Raw genomic sequence first — 19,484 nt, 5'->3', positions numbered from 1 at the left:
AGGTGCTCGATGACTGCCGATCCGGCGGAGCTCGACGAGGCCATCGCGCAGCGGTATGCCCAGCTCGCCGGGGAACTCGACGACGAAACCGCCTACCAGATCCTGGTGGAGCTGGCCGACCTGCTGCTGCACCGCGCCCAGACCACCGGCGCGGACATCGACGAAGTCATTGAGGTCGCCGAGAACCTGCTGCACCACCTCGCCGAGGACTCTCCCGCCCGCGCCGCTCCGCTCTACCAGCTCGGCCTCGCGCACGCTTTGCTCGCCGAGCGCGGGGACAAGGAGGAATTCCGCACCGCCGTCGGCTATCTGCGGCAGCTGCGGCCGCTGCTGTCCGACGACGCGGCCGAGATCGTGGGCCGGATCGGTCTGATCACCGGCCAGATGGTCGTCAACCTGGGTGCCCTGGAGGAGTCCGACGCGGCACTGGCCGACCTGAACACGGCGTGCGCCCTGCTGCCGGATTCGCCGCTGCGGAACCAGCTCCGCCTCACGCGTGGGCTGATCCACACCGTCCGGTTCCTGTCGATGGGCGGCGACGAAACCGATCACCGGAGCGCGACCGAAGATCTCACCGACGCGCTGGAACACCCGCTCGACACCAGCATGTCGGATGCCTGCCACATCGGCCTGGCCTTCCTCATCGTGGCCAGGGACGTGCCCGCCAAGATGCGCCACGGCCGCCTCGACGCGAACATCGGCGACCGGATGTCACTCCCCACCGATGAGCTCCCCGAGGTTCGCCGCCACCTGGACGCGCTTTCCCCGGACGCCGCCGCCGAGAGCTCCGTGACCACCTGGAAGGTCCTCGTCCAAGCCGCGGGCAACCTGGACAACTCGTCCCGCGAGGACTGGGAGACGGCGATCGGCGAGCTCGACGACGCGGCGCGCAGCTGGCCCGAGGGCGAGCCGGGCAAGCAAGAACTCGCCGGACTGCAAGCAGGTCTGGCCGCCAAGCTCGCAGAGGTCACGGGCAGCTCCGAGGACACCGACGCCGCGACTGCCCAGATCGCCGCGGCCGCCGCGGCCTTACCGGCCGACCACCCCATGCGCCCGTTGCTGCTCACCGGTTTGCGCACTTCCTTGGTCACGCCCGGCAAGGAGCCCTCCGATTTCGACCTGCCCGCGCACGCCGCCATCATCCAGCGGCTGGAACACGCGTTGGAGTATTTCGCGGACGACGATCCGGATCGTGCCTCGGTGCTCACCCAGCTGACGATGGCGCTGCTGGGCTCGGTCGTGGTCGACCGTGCGCAGTCGCCGAAATCACTGGCCAGGGTTCGGGAAATGTGCGAGCGGGCAATCCGCCGCGGCTTGGCCGATCCGGTCAACACCGGCGTCAACCACTTTCTGCTGGGCTCCGCCGACGGCCTCCAAGCCATCACCGATCGCACCGATGAACTGCTCGACACCGCGGTGGAGAACATGCAGCGCGCCGACGAGCTGCTGCCCGCGGACCACCAGCTGCGGCCGTTGATGATGCCGTGGCTGAGCACCCTGCTCACCCAGCGGTTCATGGCCCTTGGCGCTCGGGAGGACCTCGACGCCGCGCGCTACTACGCGGAAAGCGTCGGCGGGGACGACGTGCTCGCGCGGTTCACCTCCGCGGTGAGCCGGATTTCCCCGAGCCGCACCGATCCCGACGCGTTGGACCAGGCAAGCGCGGAACTCGGGCAACTGCTGTCGGAACTTCCGCCGGACAGCGTGCTGCGGCCGCGGTTCGCGAGTGCGCTGGGTTCGATCCGGCTGCTTCGGAGCATGATCAGCGGCGGCGAGTTCCGCCTGGACGGCATCGACAAGGACGAGGTGCGCAGCGCGACGGACGCCATCCTCGACGCGCTCGACCAGGTGCCTGATCACCACTTCGACCAGCCGAACGAGGCGCTCGGTGCCGCGGTGGCTTGCGTCGGCCAGGCGATCGCGACCCGGGATCTCGGGATGCTCAACCGGGGCATCGGCATGATGGTGGAGATCTGCGCCAAACCCGACGTGTACCCGCAGAACCGCTGGCAGGCGCTTTACATGTTGGCGACCGCGTTGCGGACCCGCTTCGAATTCACCCGCGCACCACGTGATCTCAGCAACGCCATCGACCGGTTCGAGCAGGTGCTTCGCGAGTTCGAGCTGGAGCCCGGCGCGTTCGACACCGCGAACCTGCTGCACTCGCTGGCGGACTGCTACTTCACCCGGGGCGACAGCGTGCGTCGTGATCCGCAGCGATCCGTGACCACCGGGCTGGATGCGTTGCGCGAGCGGGCCCGCAGCGTGCTGCTGCAGTCCAGCGCGCGCCGGGCGTTGGAGACGGCGAGCACCGCGGCCGGCGAAGCAGCCGACGTGAGCCGTTGGTGTCTCGCCGCCGGAGAACCGGAGGCTGCGGTGCAGGCGTTGGAGTTGGGGCGCGGCATGGTGCTGCACGCTGCGACGGTCGACGCGAACATGCCGGCCCTGCTGCGGGAGAACGGGCACGCGGACCTCGCCGACCGGTGGGAATCCGAGGTGGGGCGACAACAACCTTGGGACAACGGCGCTTCCGGCACCGCGAGCGTGGCCGATGCCGCGCTGCCCAGCGACCTTCGTTCCCGGGTCCTCCGTGCCTTCGAAGGAACGAACGTCGAAGCCCAGCTGCTGGCCCCGCCGCCGGTGGCGGAGATCGCCGCCGGGCTGCGCGCCGCGCGCACCCGGGCTCTGGTCTACCTGCTGCCCGGCGTCGCGGTGCTGGTCACCGCCGACGGGCGGGTCGAGCGGGTGGAATCGGCGAAGCTCACCGAGGACGGCCCGGTCGCCCGGTTCGACCGGATGCAGCGCGAACGCTCCCGCGAGGTCGAGGACCAGTGGCGGGCGGCGTTGGAGAGCGTCTGCGACTGGGCTTGGACCGCGGCGTTGAACCCGGTGCTGGACCGGGTCGCCGCCGGGTCGCGCGAGCGCCCGCTGCGAATGGTGCTGGTACCCGTGGGAAAGCTGGGCACGGTGCCGTGGCACGCCGCACGGCGGCGAGTGCCCGGCGGCAAAGTCCGCTACGCCTGCCAGGACGCGATCATCTGCTACGCGGCGTCGGCACGGCAGTTCGTCGAGGCCGGCCGGCGCGAAACCCGTTCCTGGGCCAGCGACCCCTTGCTGGTGCGGATGCCGGAGCTGCACTTCAGCCGGCACGAACTCGGCCATATCCACGACACGCACTACGCGCACGGCGCCTACCTGGGGAAACCGTCCGATCCGAGGCGGCGCAACCGGAACCGCAAACCACCGAAACCGGCCGAGGTGCTCGCCCAGCTGCCCACCGCCTCGCTGCTGCACCTGGCCTGCCACGCCACCCCGGCGGAGCTGCCGACCGAATCGGCCCTGCTGCTCGGCTCCGAAGAAGTGCTGCCGGTGCAGGACATCCTGCGCCAGGCGCGGGACCGGCCGCGCGACGCCGCCGGGGCGCTGGTCGTGCTCGCGGCCTGCGCCAGCGACCTCACCGACCGGGAGCACGACGAGGTGCTGACGCTGTCCACCGCGTTCCTCGCCGCGGGTGCCGCCGGGGTTGTCGGCACCCGCTGGGAAGTCGAGGACATTCCCACGGCCATGTTCATGATCGTGTTCCACCACTACCTCAACTCCGGCTATGCCGACCCGGCGAGCGCGCTGCGGGCCGCGCAGCAGTGGATGCTCGACCCGCGCCGCCGCCCGCTTTCCGGTATTCCCGAAGAACTGGCGGCGTTTTTCGCCGACATCGACCCCACCGGGCTCGCCCACTGGGCAGGATTCACCTACCAAGGCCGCTAGCACCGGCACGACGAAGGGAGCTCCATGGCGCCTGCCACGTTCGGCATCGACCTCGGCACCACGCATTCCTGCATCGCGCACATCGACGAGGCGGCACGCCCGGTGATCGCCAAGAGCGCGGTCGGCGAGGACACCACGCCCTCGGTGGTGTACTTCGAGCGGCCTGGCGTGGCGCTGGTGGGCACGGCGGCGAAGAACTCCGCGCTGCTCGCGCCGCACCTGGTGGCGCAGCTGGTCAAGCGCGACATGGGGCGCAGGAACACCGAGTTCACCTTCCACGGCAACCGCTACACCCCGGAGAAGATCTCCGCGCTGATCCTGCGCGAACTCGCCCGTGCTGCGGAGGAGAACACCGGGCACACCGTGCGGGACGTGGTGATCACGGTGCCCGCCTATTTCGGCATCGCCGAACGCGACGCCACCCGCAAGGCCGGGGCGATCGCCGGGCTGAACGTGCTCGACGTGCTGGACGAGCCGGTCGCCGCGGCGCTGCACCACCATGCGCTGGACGACTCGCCGCAGGCCCGGCACGTGCTGGTCTACGACCTGGGCGGCGGCACCTTCGACACCACCGTGATCCGGGTGTCCGGGCACGACATCCAGGTGGTGTGCACCGACGGGGACGGCGAGCTCGGCGGCGCGGACTGGGACCAGCGGATCGTCGACCACCTGCTGGCCGCGTTCCGGGACGCGCACCCGAACCTGGATCCCAGCGCCGACGAGCAGGCCATGCAGGAGTTCACCGACCGCGCCGAGGACGTCAAGAAGGCGTTGAGCGCCACCATGTCCCGCAACGTCGCGTTGCGGGCCGGGGGCGCCGCGGTCACCGTGCCGGTCACCCGGCAGCAGCTGGAGGACCTCACCGCCGACCTGCTCGAACGGACGATGTTGATCACCGAGCGGATCATCGAAACCGCCCGGCGCAAGGGCGTCGAGCGGTTCGACGAGGTGCTTCTGGCGGGCGGGATGACCCGGATGCCCGCCGTGGCGGGCGGGCTCAAGCAGCGCTTCGGGCTCGACGCCCGGCTTTCCGAACCGGACCTCGCGGTCGCCAAGGGCGCGGCCCTGTTCGCGCTGATCAGGCAGGCCAAGAAGGTTCAGGGCGCGCCGGCCGAACGGCGGTTGGGGATCAGCGCGGCCGACGTCGACGCGATGGCCAAGAAGCGGGTCGCCACCGTGGTGCCGCGGGCGTTCGGGGTCAAGGCGGTGGACCCGCGTGATCCGCTGGCGCTCACCGATCCGATGCGGGCGCGGCAGATGGTGGCGCACCTGCTGCACGCCAACACCGAGCTGCCCGCCGACACTGGTCCGTATCCGTTCCAGACGGCCGTCGACAACCAGCGGATGGTCGAGATCGAGGTGTGGGAGCAGGCCGGTCCGCTCGCGTCGGACGAACCGGCCGACAACACCAAGGTCGGGACCGGCATGCTCACCGGCATCCCGGCGCGCCCGGCCGGTTGCCGCATCGAGATCACCTTCAACATGTCCGAAACCGGTGAACTGACGGTGCACGCCAAGGAGCTGGAGGGCGGCAACGATGTGCGCTTCGAGCTCAAGATCGGCGGCATGGACCAGAAAGCGGTGGCCAAGGCCCGCACCGACATCGCCGGGCACCAGGTAAGCGGTTAGCGGGGCAGGACATTGACGGCAGGTCAGGGCAGGGCAGTCGCCGGCCTGGTTTCGAGACCCCTACTCTGCGGCGAGGCTGCGTAGCGCGAGATCTACCTGGTGTCCGATCACGCTTGGTTCGGGGTCGGGGATCAGCTGCGCGATGCGGATGAGTCCGAGGAGCTGGTAGGCGATGTCGTGCGCGGTCACATCGGTGCCGAGGGTGTGATCGGTCCGGGCGCGATCGACAGCCTGCTGGCCAATCTTGGTGAGGTGCGAGAGGCATCGTTCGAGATCTTCGTTCGACGGTGATCCGACGGCGAGCAGATCGACCATCGCCTTGTTGCCGGTGAGTTGAGCCATCGTCGAGGTGAAGAACTCGCGGAGTCCGGCAATCGCGGGTACTCCTTCGGGAAGGGCTGCCTCGGCGAGGTCGGCGAGGTCGGTCCCTGTCACGGCCTGCACGAGGTGCTCGCGTGTGGGGAAGTGCCGGTAGAGGGTGCCGATGCCGACACCGGCCGCTGCGGCGATGGCGCGCATGTCCACGGCCATGCCGTTGTCCCGGAAGACCTTTCCCGCGGCCACCAAGATCCGCTCCCTGTTGGCGACGGCGTCTCGTCGCTGCTTCCGATCCTCGGCCATCCCCTCACTATAGCGATTCGGAACATCTGTTCCGTTGATGCTAGCTTGATCCGGAACGCGAGTTCCGGAACAAGGAGGAAAGGGCATGCGGACGATCGTGATCACCGGAGGCACCGACGGCATGGGAGCAGCGCTGGCGCGTCACTTCCTGAGAACGGGTGACCGCGTCGTGGTGATCGGGCGAAGCCGTGCCAAGTTCGACGCGCTGCTCACGACCGTGGCGGGCAACCACCAGTCAGCTGAGGAACCTCAAGCGGCGTCACGGGCGGATTTCGTCGCGGCTGATCTGTCATTGGTCGCTGACAGCCGCCGCGTGATCGAACACTTGCAGGCGAACCACGCGCGAATCGACGCACTGGTTCTTGCGGCCTCATTCATCCGGCAACGTCGACACGCCACGGTCGAGGGGCGTGAGGCGTCCTGGGTGCTGTTCTTCATCTCCAAGTACCTGTTCGTCACGGGACTCGCCGCGCTCCTCCATGCGGCCGAGCGGCCGGTCATCGTGAACATGGCCGTTCCAGGTGCGCGAGATGATGCGATCGACTTCGACGATCTCGAGATGCGCGAGGGGTTCACCTTCGCGAGGTCCAACGCGCAGCAGCGTCGAGCCAACGAGTTGCTCGGCATCCTTGCCACCAATGAGAATCCGGACCTCGCTTACGTGACCTGGGGCCCGGCTCGGCTCGTCCGTTCCAGCTTCGCCGGCGAAGCCGGGAAGGTCATGAAAGCCGCTGCCGCAGTTCTCGGGACGCTGCTGGGCCAACGCCCGGATGCTGCGGTCAGCCCGATCATCGGCATGATCGACACCCCGGTCTCAGGAAGGGCCGCCTACCGCGGCGCTAAGAAGCTCACGCTCACCGTCGGCAACCACGACGACGAGGACGCCGCGCGCCTGGCAACGGCGGTCGGGGACTCGTTCTGACGCCACGCCGCACCGCTGCGCTACACCGAGCCGCAACCGGGAAAGTCAAGCGCTACCAGCGAATCCTCGCCGAAGAAACCCGCTACGCCCGCGAGTACCGATCCGAGGAAGAACGTTCAGGAGCACCAACCTCCAACCTCGGACACCTAGCGGCTCAGTCCAGCAGCGCGGCCGGCTCCGCCACCACGGCGGTGACGCGGTTCCGCCTTCGGCAGCGAATAACCCTCCGGGTGACCGCGGGCACCAGAACCAGGTAGCGGTCCCCGCTGCCGACGAGGCCGCTGGTGTGCGCGTCGACGCCGCCGCGCCCGGCGGCCCAGGCTTGTCTGACCGCCCACTGCTCACCGGCGGGCAGCCCGCTGGGGATGCCGAAGTACTGGTCGGTGCCTCGGCCGCGGTGCGCGCGACATCCCGCAGCGGATCGAGCAGCAACGCGCGTTTCCCGGCCGGCCGCGCCAGAACATGCTGGTGCACCTTGACCAGGTCGTTCGCGGTGATCAACATGTGGCCCCAGCGGCCAGGCGTGGCGAGCGGTTCGGTGTTGGACAGGCCGATCTTGGCCGCGACGCGGGTGACGATCTGCTGCCCGCCTCCGGAAGACCGCAGTTCGCCGGCGATCTCGTCGTCGCTGTGCGAGAGCATCCGGGCCATCCTCGGGCTCGGCCGCTTCGGACTGACTACCCGGCGCTCGACCAGGTCGAGCCCGATGAGCAGTCTGACCAGGGACGCCGACCGGAACTGCCGGTCCGCCTGGTCGGTGTGCAGCGCCTCCTGCTCGACGAGGTCGAAGACCACAGTGCTGGAGTCGGTTTCGCTCGAAGTCCTGCTGAGAACGAATGCGACGGCCAGGCCGTCGACCCGGGAGACCGGCCGGCTCGGCACCGTGCCCGACGCGCTCCGCCTGCTCGCCGCCGCCGGGCCCACCGCCGCTGAAGGTTCCGCCGGACTCCGCACGGAGCTGCCGTTCCTGCCGCCCGAGCAGGTGTCGGCCAGAGCCCCGGAGAACGGGATCCTGACCGTGCAGTTGCCGGTGCCGCCAAGCACTTTGTCCGGGCTCGCTGTCACGCAGCTGGCCTGCACGGGCGTCGGGGTCAGCGCGATGGCCGGGGCGAACGCCCGGAAGCTCATGGCGCGGCTCAACGGCGCGGGAGAGGCCCGGAAACCCCTGTTCTGCCCGGCCAACGGCTAGACGAGTAAGTCTGAATACGATCAGTGATCGTAGGCGGTGAGCGAGCGAGTGACTGGCTGGCCAGTGCGGAAGTTGTGCCAGATCGCGGCGGCCAGGGCCAGCACACGCTGGGCGACGCGCCCTGTTCGGGGGGGACGTCTGCCGATGGCCACCTTCGCGTGGCGGAAGAACACCCGTGAGCGTTTTTGGGTGCCATAGCACCCAAAAACACGCACGGCACCTTCGCTGCGGATCATGGACGCCCTCGCCTCATGCCCGCAGGAATTTGGACTTACTCGTCTAGGGTGCGGCAGCGGAGTTCCGCAATCCCGGCTTTCTCGCCCCGGTTCGATGGACCTTGGTGTTGACTGGGCAGGTGTCGGGTTCGTGGATCTCGTCGGGTCGCGCGGACGAACGGGAACCGTGGGCACCACCGGAAAGGAGGTCGGCGGTTGAGTCAACAGCGGATGCTGGACGTGCTGGCGACCGAGTGGGACGACGTGGCCGACCGGCTCGATCCCGAGACGTTCACCCGGCTGGTCGCGCTGGTCGCCGAGTTGCAGGACGCGGCGGATTCGGAGACCTCGGCGCTGATCGCCGAGGACATCGCCTCGCTGCTGGGTGATGCGCTGCCGATGACCCACCCGGTCCGGCAGGCGCTGGCCGAGCCCCAGTCGCGGTTCCGGCGGCCGACGGTGGACTGGCAGCGGCTGAGCGCGGACCTGCGCGTCCAGCTGACGAGCTCCGCGCCGCACCCCGACCTGGACCGGCTGCGCGCGGCGGATTCGTTGGACGAGCAGCAGGTCGAGGCCGCCGGGGCGGATCCGGCCGATCTCGACCTGATCCGGCTGCCTTCGGAAGACGGCCCGAGCCGGTGGCCCGCGTTCCAGTTCGACGCCGCCGGTGTCCCCCGCGAGCTGGTGCGGACCGTGAACCGCTACCTGCACGCCGCGGAGGACCCGTGGGGCGCGGCGGACTGGTGGCTCGGGCCGAACGACTGGCTCGGCGGGGTGCCCGCCGAGCTGATCGGGCATGTCGCCGACCGGGTGCTGATCGACGCCGCCCGCGAAGACTCGGCGGAGGTGTGAGCATGCCGGAGGCCACACCACCACCGGAGTTCGAAGCCGCCCCGAACAAGTACGTGCTGCCCGCCGACACCACGCTGTTCCGGCTGCATTTCCGCACGCGGCACGCGGCCGAGTTCAAGCCCGCGCAAGCGGGCAACGGGTCGTCGGGCGGCCGGTTCGACGGAACCGCGGCCGACCCGTTTCCCACCTACTACGCGGGCTTGCACGTGACGACGGCGTTGGCGGAGGTGCTGTTGCGCAACCTCGGGTTCGGTGGCAACGGGCAGCGGCTGGTCCGCCGGGCTCAGATCGCCGAGCGGCGGCTCAGCGCGGTGCGCACCGCCCGGGAGCTGAACCTGGTCAGCCTGCTGACGGCACCGGATCTTGCCGCAGTTGCACAGGATTCGTGGCTGGTCGACGCCGAGGGCGAGGACGCCTACGCGCGGACCCAGGCGTGGGCGGCCTGGATCCGATCGCAGGCGGAATGGGCGGACGGCTTGATCTGGCCGTCCAAAAGGGACACTGGGAACCCGGCGCTGGTGCTGTTCGGCGACCGCTGCGGCTTGGACGGCCTGGACGGCGACGAACCGGAGCTGCAGATCGACCTGGACACCCCGATCGGCGAGGCCTGGCTGGGCAAGATGCTCGCCCCCTACCGCGCAGCGGTAGCCCCCCGACCGAACTGACGTTCCCGCTGGTCCGGGGCCGTGAGCGTTTTCGGGTCGCGACAGAGGCTGGTTGGGAACTCGTTCTGGGTGGGGGCTCCGCCGGCTGCCCCGGCGGGAGCGACCTGGTTCCGCCTCGCCAATCGGGGTGAAGCGAACGGCCTGTTCACCTCGGTAGGCGGCACGAACGTTCGCTTCAACCGAACCATCCAAACTCGTCCTGCCTGGCGGAACGTCAGGAGGATTCCGTCATGCCGGTGGGGACTTGCCCTTCTTGACGGCGCCCCTGTTCGGTTGCAACGCAAGACGAGGCTGGAAACAGTATCCAGAACGGGAAATTTACCGTTGGGACCAGGTGCCGCCATGCTGGAGGAACGCCCATTCGCGTTCCCACGCCCGCATGGACATGCGGCGGGCGAAATTCTGGGTTCCGGCGATCAGGGCGATGCAGGCCAGCTCGATCACCAACAGCACGAGTATCGCGGCGAAGATCGCCGAGATCGTGATCGAGCCAGCGCTCGCCGGCGGCGGCACGCGGTTGCCCGCCTGGTCGATCCACACCGTCAACGTGTCGCCCGGCGAGCTGTCGGCCGGTACTTGGAGGGTCGTGGAGTGCGGCTGCAGCCCGGTGCGCCATTCGACGACCGCCGTGGAGCTGAGGGCATCCTGGCTGTAGGCCTCGGAGACCGGCACGCTGAGCGTGGGACGGGTGGTCAGCGTTGCGGTCACCGGCTGGGTGGTGGCCGCCGACTCCGCCGCCCGCTGCGTCAGGTCGGCGTGCAGTGACGCACCAAACAGACCCGATGCGGGGATCGCGATCAGCGCAATCATGAGTAGCAGTACCGTGAAGCCGGCCGCCAGTCGATCGATGGGCCTGCGCAGCGGATTCCGGTTCACCCCCAGCGCGTTCACCAACCATGCTGCGTGCGCTTTCAGCGCCGCGACCATCGCCAACCTCCAAGACCCTCGGTGCACCATGAGCCGCGTAACGACCGTCGTGTGGTTTTGCGTCGATGGTTGTGCGCGGCAACCGCCAATACGAGTATCCCCCCGATCCAATCTGCCGTTATCACAACGTGACCAGTCATACACCATTGGTGTAACGGGTCACGTTGTTCGCAGCTCCGCGCTCCCAAATAACGGGAAACCAAATATTCAGTCGAATGCACTTGTTCCAGCATTCGAAACGGTAGTGGCGGGCCTCCGCGACCGCTGTCCGCAGAGATCCGTCAGATCAACCTTCAGTCCTCAGTGGACGGAAGAAGGGCCGCAACTCGCCGGCCACCTGCGCCGGCTCCTCGCGCGCCATGAAGTGCCCGCCGCGTCGCGGCGTGCTCCAGTGGCGCGGGTCTCGGTAAACGCGCTCGGAGAGGCTCTTCGGGAAGTCCGCGAACGCGGGTTCGTGGCTCGACGTGATCGCCCCGGGCACCGCGGTCGCCGGTACCGGGTCGTTGCGGTGGTAGTCGTTGCCGGAACGACGAGCCGATGGTGCCGGTGGCCCAGTACGGGACCGCCACCGTGCGCGGCGGTATCGGTCAGCGGCCCAGCGACGCGCTGCATCGCCACGAAGCTGCGCGGCCAGCCGTGCGTCAGGACCAGCGGCATCGGCTCGGGCGCACCTTGCGCGCCTGCCCCGCAGATGCACGAAATGCACCTGCCACCCGGCGACCTGCCACCCGACCTGCCACCTGGCGACCTGCACCCGGCGACCTCGGCGACGCGCTCAACGCCTACCCGCACTACGGGTTCGCGCCAAGCGTGCGCGCAGGTCGTCGAGGACTTCGCCGGAAACGGAAATGCGAAAAGGCTGAATCATTCTTCCTTCATCCAGTGCACGTTCGTGGAACGGCCCTCCTGGATGACGGTCAGACAGCCGCCGCAGCCAGGAACGCCCGGGTGGAACCGGTGTGGTCATCGGGCTCACCTCCTCGCGTCGCGGTCGGCAGCACCCTACTGCAGTGATCGCCGTGCACGAATATCGCTCGTGAGTGACAGTTCCGGTAAGAACCGGAACCAGCACTCACGAGCGCAGCCCGGTCAGCCGCCGCGCACCGACAGGCCGGTCGCCATCGAGGCGATGCCGGACGCGACACCGGCCGCATCGTCGATCTGCTGGTCGTCGTCCCGCACGCCGGGGCAGGCGAGATCGGCGAGCGCCGAGGCCGCCTTTCGCCCGAGGCCGCGAACGATAATGCGGATACCCATCGAGCAGGCCTTCTGCGCCAGCGCACTGGCCTTCTCGTGGTCCGCCAGCGCCCCGTCGCTGAAGATGCACAGCACGCGGTCGCCCGGGTATTCCGTCAGCACGTCGATGCCGAGCTGCAGCGCGTGTGACAGCACGGTGCCGCCGGCCGCTTTTGCCTTTTGCAGCACGGAGATCACCTCGTCCAGCTGGGCCTCCGGCGGCACGTACTCCTGCACCCCATCGGACCAGAGCACCAGCCCGCTCTCGTAATGCGCGCCTTCGGCCTCGGCGAGGAACTGCTCACCGCCGGCGATGGCCTGGGACAGCAGGCCGCCGCTCATCGAGCCGCTCACGTCGATGCACAGCAGCACGTGCCCGCCGTACCGTTCCTGCAGCTTCGGCAGGTGTGGGCCCGGTGGGGACTGCGTCAGGCCGATCCCGCCGAAGTTCCGGCGAATCCACGAACTCATCGCTTCCCCTTCAGCACCGCACCGACAGACCGGCGATGGTCTTGACGAGCTGCTCGGTCTCCGCGCCGTCGACGACACCGTCCACATAGGCCTCCAGGTCCAGCGCCGCGCCGCCGAGCGGTTCCCGCGCGGTCACCGCGAGCAGGCCGTCCGCGCTGACACGCAGCGTCACCTCGATCACCGAACCCGCGGGGAGCTGCGGCAATCCGGCGAACTCGCCGTCCAGCACCCGCCGGTTGTGCTCGACCTCCGGCGACGGCACGTCGCCGGACTGCTCGAACACCTGGATCCGCACCGATCGCTGCCGGTCCACGATGGTGGCGAACCGGGCCGTCGCGACGGCGGGCAGCGGTTCGTTGCGGTGCACGAGGTGTTCGGTGAAGCTCCGCAGCTTCTCGTCGTGGCTGTCCTCGATCAGCACGCCGAAGCTGCGCGGCACCACTGCGGCCGTGGTCCGGGCACCGGCCTGCGACGAGGCGAGCCGACGCGCGCGAACGGCTGCGCCGGAGACGACCGCCAGGTCCGGGTCGACGATCTTCGGGGCGCGGCCGAGATGTGCTTGCAGCGCCGTCCGAATCGCCGGCATCTTGGTGGCTCCGCCGACCAGCAGCACCTCGTCGATCCGGGACACTCCCTTCTCCGCGGCAGCGGCCAGCGCCCGGTCCACGATCCGCAGGGTGCGGTCCACCAGGTCGGCTCCGAGGTCTTCCAGCGTCTTCCGGTCGATGTCGAAGCTCGCCGCATCAGCTCCGCAGCGCAGCCCCACCCTGCGCCCGGTGACCGTGCTCAGCTGACGTTTGACCTGCTCGGTGGCGTCCCGGAGCTGCTGCTGGAAGTCCTCGTCATCCGGGTCCGCGTCCGGGAACTCGCGGGCGAACGCGTCCGCCAGGTGCTCGGCGATGCGCTCGTTCCAGTCGGTACCGCCCAGCCTGCTGTCGCCGTCGGTGGCCACCACGTGCACCTCGCCGGCGGCCACTCGCAGCACGGTCGTGTCGAAGGTGCCGCCGCCGAGGTCGTAGACGAGCGCGGCGCCCGACTCAGCCTGGGTGGCGTAGTGCAGCGCCGCCGCGGCGGGCTCGCTCAGCACCTCCAGCACGTCGATCCCGGCCAGCCGGGCCGCTTGCAGCGTGGCCTCGCGTTCCCGGATCCCGAAGTACGCCGGGACGGTGATCACCGCCCGGACCGTCTCATGTGGACCGAAGCGGGCGATGGCGTCGTCAACGAGGCTGCGCAGGATCAGCGCCGACACCGATTCCGGCGTGTGCCTCGCGCCGTGGGACATCAGCTCGAATACGGTGCCCATCCGGCGTTTGATCAGCTCGACGGTGTTCTCCGGGTCCAGGCTGTCCCGCGCCGCCGCGCCGACCACGGCCGTGCCGGCGGACGCGAAGTGCACCACCGAGGGCGTGGTGAGCTCGCCCAACCGATTGCGGACCACCTCGACATCACCGTCCACGATGCACGCCACCGCGGAGTAGGTGGTGCCGAGGTCGATGCCGAGCACCAGCTCGTCAGCCATTGTTCAGCACCGAGGTCACGACGTCGGCGCAGCTGGTCGCCGAAAACAGGATGCTGGCCAGCATCGCGATCGCCAAGACCACGACCAGCAACCAGCGGGACACCCGGTAGTTCGCCGGGGGACGAATGCTCATACCGCCTCCGTGGTCGGTTTCTCGTCGCGACCGAGGGCGAAACCGCCGCGCCCCAGCAGCCAGCGGAACGGCGCGGCCGGGGTGAGCCGGTGGCCGGGCTTGGTTCCGGTGACCGACGAGACCACGAAGTAGCGGACCTCGGCGAAGTCCCGTTCCGCGGCCAGCACGAGGTTGTCCAGGCCCGCGGTGTTCAGCCAACCTCGCACCGCACCCGCGCACAGGTCGGCGGCCCACGGCAGGTCGGTCAGCAGGTCCGCCTTGACCACGGCGATCGCCAGGGCGCGCCGTTCGGTCTCGACCCCGTAGTCGCGCAGCCGCCGGGCCGTCACGTGGTAGACCTGCTCGGGGTCACCGTTGGCCGGGTGCGCCTCGACGAGGCGGGATTCCAGCGCGCCGCCGAGCTGGTCGCGCACCCAGCCGATGGCGAACGGATCGACCACGAAAACCAGTCCCCCGGCGTGGTCCAGGAATTCCAGCTCGCTGTTGTCGTCCCGGTCGAGGTAGAACTCGCCGGCCGCGTCGAAGAGGTGCACCAGCGCCTGGCCCCGGGACCGCCCCGAACCGCCGCGGGTGAACCGGACCGTGATCGCCGGGGGCAGCTGCCCGGCCGGGGTCTTCGCGGTGTCGCCGCCGCTGGCGATCAGCTGCTCGCCGTGCTGGAAGGCCTGCCTGCTGGTGTCGTCGACGAAGTCCAGCACCACGCCTTCGGCGGCGGCCACGTCCCGGAGCGTGACCAGACCCGCGTGCACGAGCCGGGTCTTGCCCGCCGACACCGGGCCGAAGACCGGCACCCGGATGTCGGTGACCGCGCCCGAGCCGCCGCGCAGCGGCCGGTCGCACCGCTGGCAAAGCGCCTCCAGCTGCCGGGACGCCCGCAGCACTGTCGTCGGGAGCTTCGCGCCGCACCCGCAGGTGCGCGACGCCGCGCCCAGCACGCCGGGCCGGATGTCGTGGTGCACCACCTGGCACGCGCTGCACCGGTAGGCGGGGACTGCCATCACGTGGTAGCACACCGGGCAGCTCCCGCTGGCCTTCCGCATCCGCCGCACGACGTGGTCGTAGCCGCGCAGGGCGCCGACCACCGCGGCCCACCCGAGCCAACCGAGGCCCAGCGCGATCGCGCAGATGACCACCACCTCGACCGCGCCCAGCACCGCACCCAGCGTGACACCGGACCAGACCAGGATGGTCAGGCCGATGCTCACCCACTTGAGCTTGCTGCCGTTGCCGTAGTTGAAGCCCCACCGCCAGCCGCGCACGATGGAGCCGGAACCGTTGTGCCAGGCGGCGATCAGGTCGCGGCGCCACTGGGCGGCGAGGTAGCTCGGCCAGGCCCAGTCGCGCGGAAACGGCCCCCTCGGCTCGCGCAGCCCGGCGGTGCCGTTGACCACGTCGTTGGGCGTGACCAGCACCGGAACCCGGGAACCACGCCCCAGCAGCACCTGGCAGGTCGCGACGAACGCCCAGGAGCTGCCGATCAGCATGAAGACCGGGAACAGCCAGGCGACGATGGTGATCACGACCGAGGCGATCCAGAGCCCCAAGCACAGCAGCAGGATGCCGCCGATGATGTACGGCATCACTTCTCCCGTCTGCGGAACAGCCGCCGAGCGAGCTCACGGGTGCGGGTCGGTTTGGGCTTCTGCTGCGAGTACTCCTGCAACCACTCGTGCCAGGCGGCGGCGTCCTCGGCCGCCACGCCGCGCAGTAGCTTGCTGATCCGCCGGTAGTCGGACTGCTTGTGTTTGCCGGCCCAGCGTTCCAGGGCCTTGTCGAACGCTTTCCGCACCTCTTCGGAGGTGGTGTCGTGCCAGGCGGTCAGGAACGCCAGCACGACCGCCTGGTCCCGCCGCGACGGCTCGGCCTGCTCGTCGTTCCACACCGCGGGCAGCGCGTGGACCAGTATCTTCTGCAGCTGTTCGCCGCCCTGCTCGGTGGCGTCCAGCGTGGCTTGCGGCGAGGCGCCGATCAGCGCCGCGATGATCTGTTCCGCGCGGGCGGTGAAGACCTCTTCGGAGACGTCTTTCAGTGCCGCGGCATCGGTTGCGGCACCCTTGCGGGTGACGGTGCTCAGCCAGGACCGCAGCCGGCTGTCCTCCTCCCACAGCTTGCGCAGGTTCTCCCGGTCGCCGATGTGGTGCCCCAGCATCCGCAGGACGTCCAGGTAGCGACCGGACACTTTGGACTTGTCGAGTGCCGCGAATGCCTTCTGCGCCAAGGAATCCGAAACAGCCGTAGAAGGAAGGACGGTGAGGAAGTCCTTCACCTCGGCCATGGTGGGCGCCGAATTCCGGAACAACGCCTCCCACACCGCTTCGCCGGTACCCGGCCGGTCCGGTGCGCGCAGCTGCTCGCGGAAGCGTTCGATGGTCTCCTGGCGGGCCGGACCGCCCGCGGCCACCGCCGCTGCGCCGATCGCCGCGTCCAGCGGAATGAAGGGGTCGCTGAGGGTCGGGGCGAGCAGCCGCCACCAGCGGTCATTGATCGCCTCGACGACCGCGGCCGAGTCCGGGCCGGTCAGGCGGCGGGTCAGCGCGTCGCGCAGCAAGTCGGTCATCTCCGGGCCGCACGTCCAGCGCGCCGGGTCGAAACCGGCGTACGGGTGCTCGGCCCACCACTCGACGAACCGCCCGGCGGCCTCGCCGAACCTCCCGACCCGGGGCCGCACGTCGAACCTGGTCGCGGTCCGCAGCAGCAGGTCCATCCGTTCCGGGGCGACAGCGCCGGCGGCTGCCTCGACCAGGGCGCAGGTCTCCTCCGCCTCGTCCGGGCTCCACGGCCGCGGCGCGAGCGGCAGCCGGGCGTCGGCCGGGGTCCCGCGCACGATCTCGTCTATCTCCGCGCGCAGCAACGCGGTCCGCACCCGACCGGCCTGCGCCGTGTTGGTCTCCGCCAGTTTCGCCAGTACCGGCAGACCGGGTGAGGCGGCCAGCACGGCATCCAGCACCGGCTCTACGACGTCCGTCGCGGACACCGACGGCAGGGCGACCAGCCACTCGGCCAGCGCCAGCGCGGAATCCTGCCCGGAAACGGTCTCGTCGAGCATCAGCACCCCGGCGGCCAGCCGATCCGCCGCGATCGGCGGCTTCCCGCCCCGGCCTCGTGCGAACTGGTGCGACAGCTCGATGGCGTCGACCACATCGTAGGGGTCGGCGCCGAGGAAGCGCGGCACCCAATGCCGGGCGGCGGCGGTCGGCTCGGCCTTCCGGTGCTCGCCGCTGACCAGGTTGAACACCGCGTAGTCGGAGTTGCGGTCCGGGTCGGCCAGCGAACCGGCCCAGTCCGGGTGCACCGCCAGCACCTCGTGGCCGCTGTACTGCGGATTGGTCGCGAACACCCGGAAGCCCACCCGCAGCGCCCGTTCCTGCGGCAGCAGGAGCGTTCCGGCCGCGATCCAGCGCACCGCGGTCTCCGCGTCCTCGCTGACGAACACCAGCCGTGGCGCGCCCTCGTCGTGCACCCGGTCCATCGCGGAATGCACGGCGAGCAACCAGGATTCGCCGTCCTGCCGGCCCAGCACCCAGTCCCGCAGCGCCTCTACGCCGAGCGGGCCGGCCTCGGGTTCGGCGGGCACCGCCTCGCACTCGGTTGTCTCCGCAGGTTCCTCGACCCACCACCGCGCGCCCCACAGCTGCGCGGGCCGGATCGGCCCGTACAACTGCGGGTCGGCGGTGGCCAGCGCATGGGTGAACTGGTTGCCCTCCCGCACGCCGCCGGTCTCCGCGCCCAGGTAGATCCCGCGGGCGGTCGCGTAAACGGCGCCGTGCACGTGGACCAGCGAAGGCGGGTAGTCGGAGACCTCGCGTTTCTCGCGCATCCAGCCGACCGGGGCCTCGTAGAGCGCCGAGCGCTGCACCGCGGTCATCATCTCGTAGGTGGTGCCCGGGGTGACGGCCTGGAACTGGAATCCCGCGCCGCCGCGCAGTCCCTGGCCCGGTCGGCAGTCGGTGTAGTACAGCGACTGGAACTCGCGCCCGCTCATCGTCGGCTCCGTTCGATGATCCCGAAGTGGCTGAGCAGCCACAGCAGTGGTTCGTCCACGCGGAACGGCCGCACCCCGGCCGGGTCAATCTGCTTGCGGCCATAGTCCGGCTCCGCGCCCAGCGAGGAAACCGCGAAATAGCGGAATGCCTGGTAATGCGCCCGCAGATGCCCGTCGAGGTCGTCGGCGCCGAGCTCGGCCAGCAGCGCTCGCAGGTGCTCGTCGGCGTCCTGACCGCCTGCCTCGTCGTATTCGGGCCCAGTGGCCGGCGGGCGCAGCAGCGGGTGGTTGTCGCCGAGCATCCCGAAGAACGCGTCGATCTTGGAGAACACCACGGCGATCGGGGTGCCGATCTTCTTGCGGTCGCTGAGCCCGACGCTGGAGCGCAGCATCTCGGTGACCCGGTTGAGCACGTTGATCGGCGGCTCGGCGTCGCGGCGGCCGACGTCCGGCACCGCGATGCGGTCCTGCGCACCAGGCAGCTGGAACGGGTCGAGGAGCACGATCAGCCCGTCCGCCGCGGTCAGGTAGGCCTGGCTGTTGACGAACTCCTGGGTCGTCATGTCCTCGCCGGCGGCGTCGTAGAACGACAGCGTCGTGGTGTTGTGCACCTGGCGGCCGAACTGCACGCGCGGCTGCCGCCACTGCATGACCAGCGGGATGCGGATGCCGTCGGCGGAGCTGGCGGTGGACTCGAACAGCGCCCGGTCGCCGAACAGCGCCTGTTCGTAGCGTTCCAGCCACTGGGCGGTGCCGACCCCGGCCTGCTCCCCGGCGAAGGAGATGTCGGCGTCGAAGCGGCGCCGGATGTTGTGCCGCAATTCGTGCACCAGCACCGTGGTGTAGACGGTCTTGCCGGCGTTCTTGCCGCCCACCACCCCGATCAGGGGGCTGCGGCTGTCGGCGAAGTTGGCGGGCAGCGGCGTGTGGCACACCGGGCAGGCTCGGATGCCGCTGACCGTGCCGCAGTCCGGGCACGGCGCGCGGCGCGGCGTGCGCCCGAGCAGGGCCTTCGCCGCGGCGAAGGCCGGCCAGGAAGCGGGGGCGTAGCCGGTGAGCCGCTGCCGTTCGGGGTCGACGACCTTCCGGCACTTCTCCTTGCCGGGTGCGGGCCGACCGGTGCACTGGAACCACAGGTTGCTCGCGGGAAACCGGTGGTAGCAGTAGGGACAGGCGAGTTTGGCCATCAGGAGCCTTCCCCGGACTCGTTCCACGCGGCAAACCGACCGACCACCCCGTTCCACCGCAATTTCAATGGAAATCGGAGGTCCGATTTCCATTGAAATTGCGGACCTCCGGAGTGTCGGTCCGTCGACACGCCGGAGGTTGTGGAGAACTTCCGCAATTTCCATTGAAAT

The 19,484-nt window shown here is 69.7% G+C and carries 15 protein-coding genes and 1 pseudogene; 6 read left to right on the top strand and 10 right to left on the bottom strand.

Annotation, left to right across the window (positions count from 1 at the left end):
• Positions 1-9 precede the first annotated feature (9 nt).
• Together ACRXBZ_RS26535 and ACRXBZ_RS26530 are read left to right on the top strand one after the other, a co-directional pair.
• Positions 10-3,765: a CHAT domain-containing protein gene (locus ACRXBZ_RS26535; protein WP_433881390.1), complete on the top strand. Its 3,756-nt coding sequence runs from the start codon at positions 10-12 to the stop codon at positions 3,763-3,765.
• A gap of 24 nt (positions 3,766-3,789) precedes the next feature.
• Complete coding sequence (locus ACRXBZ_RS26530; RefSeq protein ID WP_433881389.1) at positions 3,790-5,394, top strand: Hsp70 family protein; 1,605 nt, start codon at positions 3,790-3,792, stop codon at positions 5,392-5,394.
• Between the two features lie 60 nt (positions 5,395-5,454).
• Here ACRXBZ_RS26530 and ACRXBZ_RS26525 read toward each other — a convergent pair whose 3' ends face one another.
• Entirely contained in the window at positions 5,455-6,015 is a 561-nt protein-coding gene (locus ACRXBZ_RS26525; protein WP_433881388.1) for a TetR/AcrR family transcriptional regulator, read from the bottom strand.
• Between the two features lie 85 nt (positions 6,016-6,100).
• On the opposite strand from ACRXBZ_RS26525, the gene ACRXBZ_RS26520 reads away from it, so the two are divergent.
• A complete protein-coding gene (locus ACRXBZ_RS26520) occupies positions 6,101-6,937 on the top strand; it encodes an SDR family NAD(P)-dependent oxidoreductase (protein WP_433881387.1) in 837 nt (278 codons plus the stop codon).
• A 45-nt stretch (positions 6,938-6,982) separates the two neighbouring features.
• Here ACRXBZ_RS26520 and ACRXBZ_RS26515 read toward each other — a convergent pair whose 3' ends face one another.
• On the bottom strand, positions 6,983-7,819 hold the full coding sequence (locus ACRXBZ_RS26515) for a hypothetical protein (RefSeq protein WP_433881386.1): 837 nt from the start codon (positions 7,817-7,819) through the stop codon (positions 6,983-6,985).
• A 1-nt stretch (position 7,820) separates the two neighbouring features.
• Between ACRXBZ_RS26515 and ACRXBZ_RS26510 the strand changes: the two genes are divergently transcribed.
• Entirely contained in the window at positions 7,821-8,126 is a 306-nt protein-coding gene (locus ACRXBZ_RS26510; RefSeq protein ID WP_433881385.1) for a hypothetical protein, read from the top strand.
• 20 nt (positions 8,127-8,146) lie between these two features.
• On the opposite strand, the pseudogene ACRXBZ_RS26505 reads toward ACRXBZ_RS26510, so the two are convergent.
• Positions 8,147-8,245: pseudogene (locus ACRXBZ_RS26505) on the bottom strand (IS982 family transposase); the annotation flags it as partial.
• A 312-nt stretch (positions 8,246-8,557) separates the two neighbouring features.
• Between ACRXBZ_RS26505 and ACRXBZ_RS26500 the strand changes: the two are divergent.
• Together ACRXBZ_RS26500 and ACRXBZ_RS26495 are read left to right on the top strand one after the other, a co-directional pair.
• Positions 8,558-9,193, top strand: coding sequence for a hypothetical protein (locus tag ACRXBZ_RS26500; RefSeq protein ID WP_433881384.1), 636 nt, complete (start codon positions 8,558-8,560; stop codon positions 9,191-9,193).
• A 2-nt stretch (positions 9,194-9,195) separates the two neighbouring features.
• Positions 9,196-9,858: an RES family NAD+ phosphorylase gene (locus ACRXBZ_RS26495; protein WP_433881383.1), complete on the top strand. Its 663-nt coding sequence runs from the start codon at positions 9,196-9,198 to the stop codon at positions 9,856-9,858.
• Positions 9,859-10,176: 318 nt separating this feature from the next.
• On the opposite strand, the gene ACRXBZ_RS26490 is transcribed toward ACRXBZ_RS26495, so the two are convergent.
• From ACRXBZ_RS26490 to ACRXBZ_RS26460, 7 genes are all read right to left on the bottom strand, one after another.
• Complete coding sequence (locus ACRXBZ_RS26490) at positions 10,177-10,785, bottom strand: Rv1733c family protein (protein WP_433881382.1); 609 nt, start codon at positions 10,783-10,785, stop codon at positions 10,177-10,179.
• 1,089 nt (positions 10,786-11,874) lie between these two features.
• On the bottom strand, positions 11,875-12,393 hold the full coding sequence (locus tag ACRXBZ_RS26485; RefSeq protein WP_433881381.1) for a vWA domain-containing protein: 519 nt from the start codon (positions 12,391-12,393) through the stop codon (positions 11,875-11,877).
• Between the two features lie 109 nt (positions 12,394-12,502).
• Positions 12,503-14,011 (bottom strand): Hsp70 family protein, encoded by a 1,509-nt coding sequence (locus ACRXBZ_RS26480; protein ID WP_433881380.1) that lies wholly within the window; start codon positions 14,009-14,011, stop codon positions 12,503-12,505.
• Positions 14,004-14,144 (bottom strand): hypothetical protein, encoded by a 141-nt coding sequence (locus tag ACRXBZ_RS26475; RefSeq protein WP_168586892.1) that lies wholly within the window; start codon positions 14,142-14,144, stop codon positions 14,004-14,006. Before ACRXBZ_RS26475 ends, ACRXBZ_RS26480 begins: the two co-directional genes overlap by 8 nt.
• Entirely contained in the window at positions 14,141-15,724 is a 1,584-nt protein-coding gene (locus ACRXBZ_RS26470; RefSeq protein WP_433881379.1) for a TRAFAC clade GTPase domain-containing protein, read from the bottom strand. Before ACRXBZ_RS26470 ends, ACRXBZ_RS26475 begins: the two co-directional genes overlap by 4 nt.
• Positions 15,724-18,126: a GTPase-associated protein 1-related protein gene (locus ACRXBZ_RS26465; RefSeq protein ID WP_433881378.1), complete on the bottom strand. Its 2,403-nt coding sequence runs from the start codon at positions 18,124-18,126 to the stop codon at positions 15,724-15,726. Before ACRXBZ_RS26465 ends, ACRXBZ_RS26470 begins: the two co-directional genes overlap by 1 nt.
• The gene (locus tag ACRXBZ_RS26460) at positions 18,123-19,313 is read right to left on the bottom strand and encodes a TRAFAC clade GTPase domain-containing protein (RefSeq protein ID WP_433881377.1); all 1,191 of its coding nucleotides are present in this window, start codon (positions 19,311-19,313) and stop codon (positions 18,123-18,125) included. The genes ACRXBZ_RS26465 and ACRXBZ_RS26460 overlap by 4 nt, the downstream gene beginning before the upstream one ends.
• Between the last annotated feature and the right edge of the window lie 171 nt (positions 19,314-19,484).

This window comes from Saccharopolyspora hattusasensis (assembly GCF_050972075.1).
GTDB classification, from domain to species: domain Bacteria; phylum Actinomycetota; class Actinomycetes; order Mycobacteriales; family Pseudonocardiaceae; genus Saccharopolyspora; species Saccharopolyspora hattusasensis.
Note: the sequence above shows the minus strand (reverse complement) of the source record. Positions and strands in the feature narration are given on the sequence as shown.

Bases quoted from the DNA above. Each gene is read 5' to 3' on its own strand.
- ACRXBZ_RS26480 (WP_433881380.1), bottom strand. From the start codon at position 14,011: ATGGCTGACGAGCTGGTGCTCGGCATCGACCTCGGCACCACCTACTCC.
- ACRXBZ_RS26530 (WP_433881389.1), top strand. From the start codon at position 3,790: ATGGCGCCTGCCACGTTCGGCATCGACCTCGGCACCACGCATTCCTGC.
- ACRXBZ_RS26495 (WP_433881383.1), top strand. From the start codon at position 9,196: ATGCCGGAGGCCACACCACCACCGGAGTTCGAAGCCGCCCCGAACAAG.
- ACRXBZ_RS26490 (WP_433881382.1), bottom strand. From the start codon at position 10,785: ATGGTCGCGGCGCTGAAAGCGCACGCAGCATGGTTGGTGAACGCGCTG.
- ACRXBZ_RS26465 (WP_433881378.1), bottom strand. From the start codon at position 18,126: ATGAGCGGGCGCGAGTTCCAGTCGCTGTACTACACCGACTGCCGACCG.
- ACRXBZ_RS26535 (WP_433881390.1), top strand. From the start codon at position 10: ATGACTGCCGATCCGGCGGAGCTCGACGAGGCCATCGCGCAGCGGTAT.
- ACRXBZ_RS26460 (WP_433881377.1), bottom strand. From the start codon at position 19,313: ATGGCCAAACTCGCCTGTCCCTACTGCTACCACCGGTTTCCCGCGAGC.
- ACRXBZ_RS26525 (WP_433881388.1), bottom strand. From the start codon at position 6,015: ATGGCCGAGGATCGGAAGCAGCGACGAGACGCCGTCGCCAACAGGGAG.
- ACRXBZ_RS26475 (WP_168586892.1), bottom strand. From the start codon at position 14,144: ATGAGCATTCGTCCCCCGGCGAACTACCGGGTGTCCCGCTGGTTGCTG.
- ACRXBZ_RS26520 (WP_433881387.1), top strand. From the start codon at position 6,101: ATGCGGACGATCGTGATCACCGGAGGCACCGACGGCATGGGAGCAGCG.
- ACRXBZ_RS26470 (WP_433881379.1), bottom strand. From the start codon at position 15,724: ATGCCGTACATCATCGGCGGCATCCTGCTGCTGTGCTTGGGGCTCTGG.